The 9648-nt window shown below is 55.6% G+C and carries 8 protein-coding genes; 6 read left to right on the forward strand and 2 right to left on the reverse strand.

Annotated elements, in window-relative coordinates; all coding sequences use genetic code 11:
* Nucleotides 1–11: 11 nt before the first annotated feature.
* Nucleotides 12–1175, reverse strand: coding sequence for a hypothetical protein (locus tag Q0510_RS24620; protein WP_298717939.1), 1164 nt, complete (start codon nt 1173–1175; stop codon nt 12–14).
* Between the two features lie 284 nt (nt 1176–1459).
* On the opposite strand from Q0510_RS24620, the gene Q0510_RS24625 reads away from it, so the two are divergent.
* From Q0510_RS24625 to Q0510_RS24640, 4 genes are all read left to right on the forward strand, one after another.
* On the forward strand, nt 1460–2707 hold the full coding sequence (locus Q0510_RS24625) for an HlyD family secretion protein (protein WP_298717941.1): 1248 nt from the start codon (nt 1460–1462) through the stop codon (nt 2705–2707).
* Between the two features lie 18 nt (nt 2708–2725).
* Entirely contained in the window at nt 2726–4069 is a 1344-nt protein-coding gene (locus Q0510_RS24630; protein ID WP_298717944.1) for an ABC transporter permease, read from the forward strand.
* Entirely contained in the window at nt 4062–5531 is a 1470-nt protein-coding gene (locus Q0510_RS24635) for a TolC family protein (RefSeq protein ID WP_298717946.1), read from the forward strand. Before Q0510_RS24630 ends, Q0510_RS24635 begins: the two co-directional genes overlap by 8 nt.
* A 75-nt stretch (nt 5532–5606) precedes the next feature.
* Complete coding sequence (locus tag Q0510_RS24640; protein WP_298717949.1) at nt 5607–6233, forward strand: hypothetical protein; 627 nt, start codon at nt 5607–5609, stop codon at nt 6231–6233.
* Between the two features lie 67 nt (nt 6234–6300).
* Here the strand turns inward: Q0510_RS24640 and Q0510_RS24645 are convergent, their stop codons facing one another.
* On the reverse strand, nt 6301–7533 hold the full coding sequence (locus tag Q0510_RS24645) for an FN3 domain-containing metallophosphoesterase family protein (protein ID WP_298717952.1): 1233 nt from the start codon (nt 7531–7533) through the stop codon (nt 6301–6303).
* 219 nt (nt 7534–7752) lie between these two features.
* On the opposite strand from Q0510_RS24645, the gene atpD reads away from it, so the two are divergent.
* Together atpD and atpC are read left to right on the forward strand one after the other, a co-directional pair.
* Nucleotides 7753–9255, forward strand: coding sequence for a F0F1 ATP synthase subunit beta (gene atpD / locus Q0510_RS24650; RefSeq protein WP_298717955.1), 1503 nt, complete (start codon nt 7753–7755; stop codon nt 9253–9255).
* Nucleotides 9256–9281: 26 nt separating this feature from the next.
* A complete protein-coding gene (gene atpC / locus Q0510_RS24655) occupies nt 9282–9533 on the forward strand; it encodes an ATP synthase F1 subunit epsilon (RefSeq protein WP_298717958.1) in 252 nt (83 codons plus the stop codon).
* The last annotated feature ends 115 nt before the right edge of the window (nt 9534–9648 follow it).

Genomic DNA, 9648 nt, shown 5'->3' on the forward strand with positions numbered 1-9648 from the left:
TAAATGTCGTTTTATTGGAGGAAGGGATGCCGGTGGAACTCCCGCTGCCGGTCGAACAGGTAGCGGTAGGTCGTCAGCTTCCGGCTGTGGAACCCGCCCAGGCTTTCGGCCACATTGAGCATCTTGGGGTTCCAGTCGCCCACCCATTGCATTTCGTAGTCGTCGTACCGCTTCCGGGCCTGGATGACCTTCGCCCCTTCCACGATCATATACGAATCCACGCCCTTCCCCTGGAATTCCGGCACCACGCCGAATACCAGCCCGGTGAACTTCCGGCAGGCACCGGTCATCTTCAGCCAGAGGAACTGCAACTTCTGCAACAGGCCGAATTTGCCGCCCATATGCTTGAAATACTGGTTGAGGTCGGGCAGGTTGAGCCAGCAAGCGACCGGTTCTTCGTTATGGTACACGAACCAGATCACCTCCTCGTCCATCACCGGCTTCATTTTCCGGAAAATCAGGATCGCCTGTTCGCGGCTCATTTCCTTATTCCCCCCGTGACCAGCCCAGGCTTTATTGTACACGGTCACGAAATCGGTCGCGTACTTTTCCAGCTGGTCTTTTTTGAGGTGCCGGGCCGAAAAAGCCGGGTCTGCCGCAATGGTGGCATGCCGGGAGTGGAACTTGCCCTGCAGGGTGGTTTGCACATCCAGCCCGAAGCATATCTGGTGGAAGAAAGGCTGAAATCCGTAATTCTCGAACAGGGCCTTGTAATAAGGCGGATTGTAAGCCATCCCGAAGGGCGGGTTCACAAAACCTTCCACCTGCAGCCCCCACCAGCGGTCCCGGTCCCCGAAATTGATGGGCCCGTCCATCGCTTCCATACCCTTTTCCGCGAGCCAGGCCTTCGCCGTGTCGAACAGCAGGTTGGCGGCCTGCTGGTCGTCTACACAGTCGAAAAATCCGGCTCCGCCCACGGGGAATTCGTCGCCCATGGTCTTATACCGCTTGTTGACGAACGCGGCTATACGGCCCGTAAGCCTGCCCGATGCGTCGGTCATCACCCAGCGGACGGCTTCCCCGAAACGGAATGCCTTGTTCTTCTCCGGGTCGAAAATATCTTCGATGTCTTTGTCCAGCGGTTGAATCCATCCTTCCTTGTCTTTATTCAGCTGCACGTGTACGTCGAGGAATGCCCGCGCCGTTTTTTCATCTTTTACAGGTATAATTTTCATCTGGGCCATGGGTGCAAAAATAAAATATATTGGATTCCGTTATTCATCCGGGCAATTTTTGATGCGTAATGTGAGGAAAATCCTGTCTGTCCCGGTTTAATCCCGTTTGAAAATGCGAATCCCATCCTTCGAAACAATTAACTTTTCGTTTAGCTTTCCACGGTTATTTTTATGGAATAACAGAACCCGTGCATCCCGATAAAGCCGCCAGGGGCGGAATACGCAATTGATACCTGAACTATACACAGCATTATACCCTTGACTCATACCACACACGCTCCGCTATGCTAAAGAAAAAATGGTGGCTCCTCGCCGCTCTCCTGTTTGTTTGCGCCCTGGGTGGCTATTTCGTATTCGGCAAGAAGGCCGATGGCCCCGGTGCCCGCGCCACCGTCAAAAAGGACATGTTCCGCGACATCGTGGCCAGCCCCGGTGAGCTCATGGCCGAAAATACCGTCTATATCCAGGCGCCGCCCCTCCAGGCGAATCAAATCTATGAAGATGTCAAAATCCAGGATATGGTGGCCGAAGGCATTACCGTGAAGGAAGGGGATTACATCGCCACACTGGACGCCGCCGTCGTCAATAAAAAGATCGGGGATGTGCGCATGGAGCTCGACCGCGCGCAAACCACCCTTTCCCAAACCGCCCTCGACACCACGCTGCAGCTCCGCGAATCGCGGGATGGCATCACCAATATGTATTTCACCCTCGAACAGAAACAGATTGCCCTGCAACTGAGCAAATATGAGCCCCCGGCCACCATCCGCCAGGCCGAGCTCGATCTCGATAAGGCGAAACGCGATCTCGAACAGCTGGAGGAAAAACACCGCATCAAAGAACGCCAAAGCATCGCCAAGATGGAACAGGCCAACCGCGACGTGGCCCGCCATCAAAATAACCTCAACAACCTCGAAGACCTGAAAAGCAAATTCACCATCAAAGCCCCTAAAAACGGGCTGCTGGTATACGTGCCCGACTGGTCGCAGGGCGGCAAGAAGAAATCCGGCTCCTCCATCCGCAGCTGGGACCCCAACCTCGCCATGCTCCCCGATCTCAGCAGCATGCTTTCCAAAACGTACATCAACGAAGTGGATATCAGCAAGATCAAAAAAGGACAATCCGTGTCCATGGGCCTCGACGCATTTCCTGAAGTGAAACTCTCCGGCACCGTGACCTCCGTGGCCAACATCGGCGAAAACCGCCCCGGCTCCAATGCGAAGGTATTTGAAGTGATGATCAAGCTCGAAAAGGTGGACTCTATCCTCAAACCAGGGATGACCACCTCCAACAATATCCTCATCAACGAAGTTCCCGACAAACTGACCATCCCGCTGGAAAGCGTGTTCAGCGAGAAGTCGAAAAGCTACGTGTACATCCGCCGCGGCAATATGATCGAGAAGCGGGAAGTGGCGCTGGGCAAGAGCAACGACGAAGTGGTGATCGTGGAAAAAGGACTGGCGGCAGGAGACGAAGTCTTCATGTCGGAACCGGCATCCGCGAAAGATAATGCCATCCTCCCCATTCAATAACGCTCAAACCCGCCACACATGCAGCAATTATGGGGTACCCGCAATAGCAACAACCTGCGCATCGCGCTGGATTCCCTCGTGGCCAACCGGCTGCGCTCGTTCCTCACCGCACTGGGCATCATCTTCGGCGTAGGCGCCGTGATCGCCATGCTGGCCATCGGCCGGGGAGCCAAGGAAGAAATCATGAACCAGATGAAACTGGTCGGCGTCAATAATATCGTCATCAAACCCGTTACGGAAAAGAAAGAAAATGAGGAAAAAGAAGGGACGGATGACGCGGAAGAAAAGAAAACGAACGGACAGGAAAAGAAAGCCAAGTTCTCCAAAGGCCTCACCCTGGCCGATGCGCATTCGATCCTGCGGATGGTGCCCACCGTGGAAGCCATCAGCGCGGAAATGATCCTCGACCAGGACATCATCTATAAAAGCAAAAGCAGGAAACTCAAGACCGTGGGCGTGGAGCCGTCCTTCTTCCTGCTGAACAACATCGGCTTGTCAGAAGGCCGGATGTTCAACGAAGAGCAGTTGTCGAAAGGCGAAGGCGTCTGCATCATCGGCGCCGGGGTAAAACGGAAGTTCTTTCTGTCGGAAGACCCGATCGGCAAAGACATCAAATGTGGCCAGCAATGGCTCCGCGTGATCGGGGTGACCGACGAAAAACTCATCAGCAGCGCCACGAAAGAAAACCTCGGCATCCGCGATTACAACATGGACGTTTATATCCCCATCCAGACGGCCGTGCTCCGTTACCGCAACCCCGCTTTCCGCATATCGGAGAACCGCTGGGAGCGGAACAACAACCCGCCGCCCATTCATCAGCTGGACCAGCTGATCGTGAAGGTCCGCGACCCGGAGCAGCTCACCGAATCGGCCGGCATTATATCCCGGATGCTGAAACGGCGGCATTCGGATGTGGAGGATTTCGAAGTTTCGATCCCGGAGCAGCTCCTCAAGCAGCAGCAGAAAACGAAAGACGTGTTCAATATCGTACTGAGCGCCATCGCGGGGATATCGCTGCTGGTGGGCGGTATCGGGATCATGAACATCATGCTGGCGTCTGTACTGGAACGGACCAAAGAGATCGGCATCCGCATGGCGCTGGGCGCGCAGAAGACGGACATCGTCATGCAGTTTCTTTTTGAAGCCGTGCTGATCAGCCTTTGCGGCGGCATTATCGGGATATTGCTCGGCGTGGCCGGTGCGTATTTCGTGGATAAGGTCGCAGACATCAAAACCATCATTTCCGCTATATCCATCCTTTTATCCTTTGTGCTGGCATCCTCCGTGGGACTGATCTTCGGGATTTCCCCCGCACGGAAGGCCGCCAACCAGAACCCAATTGAATGTTTACGCCATGCTTAAAAAAGTAATCCTGTCCGCCATGTCGGCGGCTACCCTTATACCTGCGGCGAAGGCGCAGCAGTCGCTGAAGCTGAAAGAAGTGATCGCGATGGCGCAGCGCAACTCGCCGTCGTATTACCGCGCCCAGAGCCGCGCCCTGAACTCGATGTATGCTTACCGGTATTTCAGGTCGGGGCAGATGCCGCAGCTGGTATTGAATTTTAATAACAGCAGCAGCCCTTTCGGCGAAACGGTGGAAGTGCTGCAGCCGGATGGAAAGATTGAATATATCCGGAGGAAGACGTCCAACACTTCGCTGGGGCTTGGTTTGCGGCAGAATGTTCCCTGGACCGGGGGCTCCTTTTCCGTCCGTTCCGATCTCAGCCGCTTCGATGTGTTCGGGGATATGTCGTCGCAGAACTACCTGGCCACGCCGTTTTCCATCAACTACAACCAGCCGTCGATCGTGTACAACCCGTTCCGCTGGGAGCGGATGATCGCGCCGATCGCGTACGACGAAAGCAAGCGGCAGTATGTGGAAGACCTGGAAGTGGTGGGGCTCGACGGGGCTTCTTATTTCTTTGCCGCGCTCACGGCGCAGGTGCAGGTGAGGATCTACCAGCAGAACGTGAACAACACCGATACGCTGTATAAAATATCCAAAGGCCGCTTCGACCTGGGGAAAATCGCGGAGAACGAATTGCTGCAGATCGAACTGAGTTTGCTCAACGCCCGCAACACCCTCGAGCAGTCGACCCTCCAGCTGGAAATGGCGTACCAGGAGCTGAAGCGTTTCCTCAATATGCCGAAAGACGCGGATATCAAACTGGAGATGCCGGACGAGGTGCCGCAGTTCGATGTGCCCCTCGATAAAGCCGTGGCCGAAGCCGGGAGCAACCGCCAGAGCGTGCTGGAGTTCCGCCGCCGCCGGCTGGAAGCGAACCGGGATGTCGCCGCGGCCAAGGCATACAACGGGTACGAATTCAACCTGCAGGCGCAGCTGGGGCAGCGGAACAGCGACGAAAAGCTGCGGCAGGCGTATGCCGGGGGCGAAGTGCAGCAGAACCTCAGCGTAGGCGTGGGTATCCCGATCATGGACTGGGGGCGCGCCCGCAACAGGGTCCGCCAGGCGAAAGCCAACCGCGACCTCATCGAGATCGACGTGCAGCAGGAAGAAAGGAAATTCGAGCAGGAAGTATTCCTGCAAACCCAGCAGTTCAATATCCAGAAACGCGTGCTGGCCAGCGCCGCGAAGGCCGATACCATCGCCGGGCTGCGGTACGAGATCACCAAGCAGCGTTACCTCATCGGTAAAATCAGTATCACCGACCTCAACCTCGCGCAGCAGGAAAAAGACCAGGCCTCGCAGTCGTTCATCAACGCCCTGCGCAACTTCTGGAACAATTACTACACCCTCCGCCGGCTGACGCTGTATGATTTCGAGAAGAACGAAAAGATCCGGTACGAGTTCGACGAAGACTAAAAACGGAGCCATATACCAGACGAAGCCGGGTTTTCGCTATGAAAATCCGGCATTATTTTTTCTATAAGCGGGGATATGCGTCCAAATTGGATTATAATCGCCGCTTTATCCGTGGTGGCCGTGGCCCTGGGCATCAAATCCTGCCACGACCAGAACCGCGCCCGTACCTTGTTGCGCGTGAATGCCGGGCTGATCCGGGAGAACCAGGAACTGAAAGACCGCCTCACCCTCAGCAACCGCACCACGCAACAGATTGCCGACCGGAAAGACATGCAGTTGCAGATGCAGGCCACTTTCGTGGACCGCCGTGAATATTTCCGCCGCAACTGGAAACAATACATCACCCTGCATACCGGGGATTACAAGACCGGATTCCTGGGCGGTATCCGCAACCTGGAAATCACTTTGCGGAACCAGACGGAATACGCGCTGGACAATGCCGTGGTAATGGTGGAATACCTCCGCGGGAATGGCAGCGTCTTCAAATCGGAACCTTACACCATTCACAATATCCCCGAAAAAGGCAGCAGGACGATCCAGGCCAGCAATTCCCGGAAAGGGACGAAGGTGAACATCCGGCTGGTGAGCGTCACAAGCCAGCCCATGAACTTCTGCTGGTCGGCGGATAAAAGGGTGGTTCCCGGGGATGAGGACCCCTGGGCCTGCGTTCCCAAAGCCAAACCGGCGGACACGCTCAGATAAGCAATCATCATATATAGAAAAAGGGAGGCTGCCTGCGATGGCGCCTCCCTTTTCACGTTTATGCAGTTTATCGTTTGCTTTTCAGGTCTACTTTCCCGAACTCGGAGCCATCGTCTTTCAGCATGACGAGCTGCAGGTCTTTTTCCGTGGCTTTTACCTGGATGAGGGTGCGGTTGCCGTCTTTCGGGCCGCCGCCGATCACGATGGGGTAGGAATGTTGCCCTTTCACCGGCTGGTGGATGCCCATTTTATGGGTGTGGCCGGCGATGAAGAGGTCGATGCCCGCCTTCTCGAAGATATCCGCGAACATTTCGCGACAATGGGTGGGGCCGTGCCAGTCGCCGGAATAATAATGCGGGATGTGCATCATCACGACCCGGAATTTGGCTTTTTTGAAGGCCGGGGAGGCGACGATCTTTTTCAGGTTTTCGGCCTGTTGGCGGCGGTATTCATCGAAGTTGACGATGCCGGCGTACACGGGGTGGTCGTCGGGCTTGTCTTCCCCGGTATCGAGGACGGTGAAGTGGACGGGGCCCCAGGCGCGGTCGAAAATATAGCCGCCGTCGAAGTAATTGGCCAGTTCGCGGCGGTATTTGCCACGGGTTTCGTGGTTGCCGCGGGTGAAGATGAAGGGTGTTTTGGAGGCGAAGGCTTTGCCGGCGGGGGCGAGTAGGTGATCGATGATTTGTTTCTCATCTTCCTGGTAATCAAATACATCGCCGTTGAGGAACACGAAATCGTACGGTTGTTTGGCGAGGCCGGTGAGGTGGGGGATGCTTTCCGGGCGGTCGTGGATGTCGTTGATGACGAGCCAGGAGGCTTCCGCCGGTTTGAGGGCGGGCGTGGTGAAGGTGTGGATATCGGAGACGAGGGTGTCGCCGTAGGTGAGTTTATAGGGCCGGAATTCCACGATCTCCTTGGAGTGCACCCGGTAGTGGTAGGTGGTTCCGGGTTTGAGGTGGGAGAGGCGGATGCGGTGGAGGTTGTTATAGGAGTCGACGATGCCGGCGCTGGCGTGGTGGGCCGTGGTGCCGAGGGCTTCGGTTTCTCCGTATTCCACCCAGGAGTAAGTGGGTTTGTTGCTGAGCCACATGACCGTCATGCCGTCGGGCATGGGGTGCTGGAGGTAGGGCTGGCAGAGGAAGGCGTGGGCGTCGGCGGCGGTTTCGGCGTTGGGGGCCGAAACGGCTGTAGCGGCTGCGCGGGCTCCGGGGGCCAGGGTGGCGGCGCCAAAGAGGCCGGCCTTCGTGAGGGTGCCGAGGAATTTGCGGCGTGGGAGAACGGGCTTATCGTTTTGCATTATAAAGAGTGTTAGGCCCTAAAAATAATGCTGGCCATCCGTAAAAGCCAACTTATTGAGTATAATTAGTATATATTTATCGTTCCGGGGTGTAAAACCTGACGAAAATCACCCCAAATCAAATTCCCGGAATTTTGGGTTTTCTGGCTTCAATTGTTACCTTTGCGCGAAATTTTGCATTAGCACATTTTACTTGCGTACTATAAACAACTAACAAATATGCCTAATACAGGTAAGATCAAACAAATCATCGGTCCCGTTGTGGACGTGCATTTTGAAGGAAAATTGCCGGAAATTTATAACGCGCTCGAGCTCACCCGTGATAACGGCCAGAAGGTAATTCTGGAGGTGCAGCAACACCTGGGCGAGGACAGCGTTCGCACCGTGGCTATGGACTCTACCGAGGGTCTGGTACGCGGTATGAATGTGACCGACAAGGGCGGTCCCATCAAAATGCCTACCGGTGATGCCATTAAAGGCCGTTTGTTCAACGTGGTGGGTGAGGCTATCGACGGTCTCGGCCAGCTGGACGCTACCAATGGTGCTCCGATCCACCGGATGCCTCCCCGTTTCGAGGACCTGGCAACCGACACCGAGGTGTTGTTTACCGGTATCAAGGTAATCGACCTGATCGAGCCTTACGCGAAAGGTGGTAAGATTGGTCTGTTCGGCGGTGCGGGTGTGGGTAAAACCGTACTCATCCAGGAGCTGATCAACAACATCGCGAAAGGCCACGCCGGTCTGTCCGTATTCGCCGGTGTAGGTGAGCGTACCCGTGAGGGTAATGACCTGATGCGCGAGATGATCGAAGCGAACATCGTGCGTTATGGCGACAAGTTTAAAGAATCCATGGAACACGGCGGCTGGGATCTGTCCGCTGTAGACCAGAACGAACTGAAGAACTCCCAGGCTACCTTCGTGTTCGGCCAGATGAACGAACCTCCCGGAGCCCGTGCCCGTGTGGCCCTTTCCGGCCTCACCATGGCGGAATACTTCCGTGATGGCGACGGCACTGCCGGCAGCGGTCGTGACATCCTGTTCTTCGTAGATAACATCTTCCGTTTCACCCAGGCAGGTTCCGAAGTATCCGCGCTGCTGGGCCGTATGCCCTCCGCCGTAGGTTACCAGCCCACCCTGGCCACTGAAATGGGCCTGATGCAGGAACGTATCACATCCACCAAAAACGGTTCCATTACCTCCGTACAGGCGGTATACGTACCGGCGGATGACTTGACCGACCCTGCTCCGGCTACTACCTTCTCCCACCTTGACGCGACCACGGTACTTTCCCGTAAGATTGCGGATAAGGGTATCTATCCCGCTGTGGATCCCCTGGATTCCACCAGCCGTATCCTTACCCCTGCTATCGTGGGCGAATCTCACTACAACACCGCACAGCGCGTGAAAATGATCCTCCAGCGCTACAAGGAGCTGCAAGACATCATCGCGATCCTGGGTATGGACGAGTTGAGCGACGAGGACAAACTGACCGTATCCCGTGCCCGTCGCGTGGAGCGTTTCCTCTCCCAGCCCTTCCACGTAGCTGAACAGTTCACCGGTCTGAAAGGCGTACTGGTTCCCATCGAGGAGACCATCCGCGGCTTCAACATGATCATGGACGGCGAAGTGGACGAGTATCCGGAAGCGGCGTTCAACCTGGTAGGTACGATCGACGACGCTATCGAGAAAGGCAAGAAACTGCTTGCGGCTGCTACTAAATAAGCCCAGACATCACTAAACCGATTAACATGTTATTGGAAATATTGACACCGGAAAGAAAGCTGTACACAGGAGAAGTATACGGCATCCAGCTGCCGGGCGTAGACGGGTCCTTCGAAGTGCTGGACCGCCACGCTCCGCTGATTGCCGCCCTGGGTAAAGGCAAAATGAAGGTGCTGAAAGATAAGAGCCATGCGGAGCATTACTCCATCGAGGGGGGCTTCGTTGAGGTGCTGAATAACAAGGCGACGGTGCTGGTAGAAGGCGCCACCGCCCAGTAAGTTTCTCAAAGGCAATCATACGAAAGCCGGGCAGTGATGCCCGGCTTTTTTTATGGGCGTGACACGTCCTAAAATAGGTTTACACCCAATACCTGGTAAAGGCTTAGTAGGGATA

Source organism: uncultured Chitinophaga sp. (assembly GCF_937874145.1).
In the GTDB taxonomy this organism is placed as follows: Bacteria; Bacteroidota; Bacteroidia; order Chitinophagales; family Chitinophagaceae; genus Chitinophaga.

What these genes read in the sequence shown, in the direction of transcription:
- Q0510_RS24620 (WP_298717939.1), bottom strand. Translation starts at nt 1,175, where the DNA reads ATGAAAATTATACCTGTAAAAGATGAAAAAACGGCGCGGGCATTCCTC.
- Q0510_RS24625 (WP_298717941.1), top strand. Translation starts at nt 1,460, where the DNA reads ATGCTAAAGAAAAAATGGTGGCTCCTCGCCGCTCTCCTGTTTGTTTGC.
- Q0510_RS24630 (WP_298717944.1), top strand. Translation starts at nt 2,726, where the DNA reads ATGCAGCAATTATGGGGTACCCGCAATAGCAACAACCTGCGCATCGCG.
- Q0510_RS24635 (WP_298717946.1), top strand. Translation starts at nt 4,062, where the DNA reads ATGCTTAAAAAAGTAATCCTGTCCGCCATGTCGGCGGCTACCCTTATA.
- Q0510_RS24640 (WP_298717949.1), top strand. Translation starts at nt 5,607, where the DNA reads ATGCGTCCAAATTGGATTATAATCGCCGCTTTATCCGTGGTGGCCGTG.
- Q0510_RS24645 (WP_298717952.1), bottom strand. Translation starts at nt 7,533, where the DNA reads ATGCAAAACGATAAGCCCGTTCTCCCACGCCGCAAATTCCTCGGCACC.
- atpD (WP_298717955.1), top strand. Translation starts at nt 7,753, where the DNA reads ATGCCTAATACAGGTAAGATCAAACAAATCATCGGTCCCGTTGTGGAC.
- atpC (WP_298717958.1), top strand. Translation starts at nt 9,282, where the DNA reads ATGTTATTGGAAATATTGACACCGGAAAGAAAGCTGTACACAGGAGAA.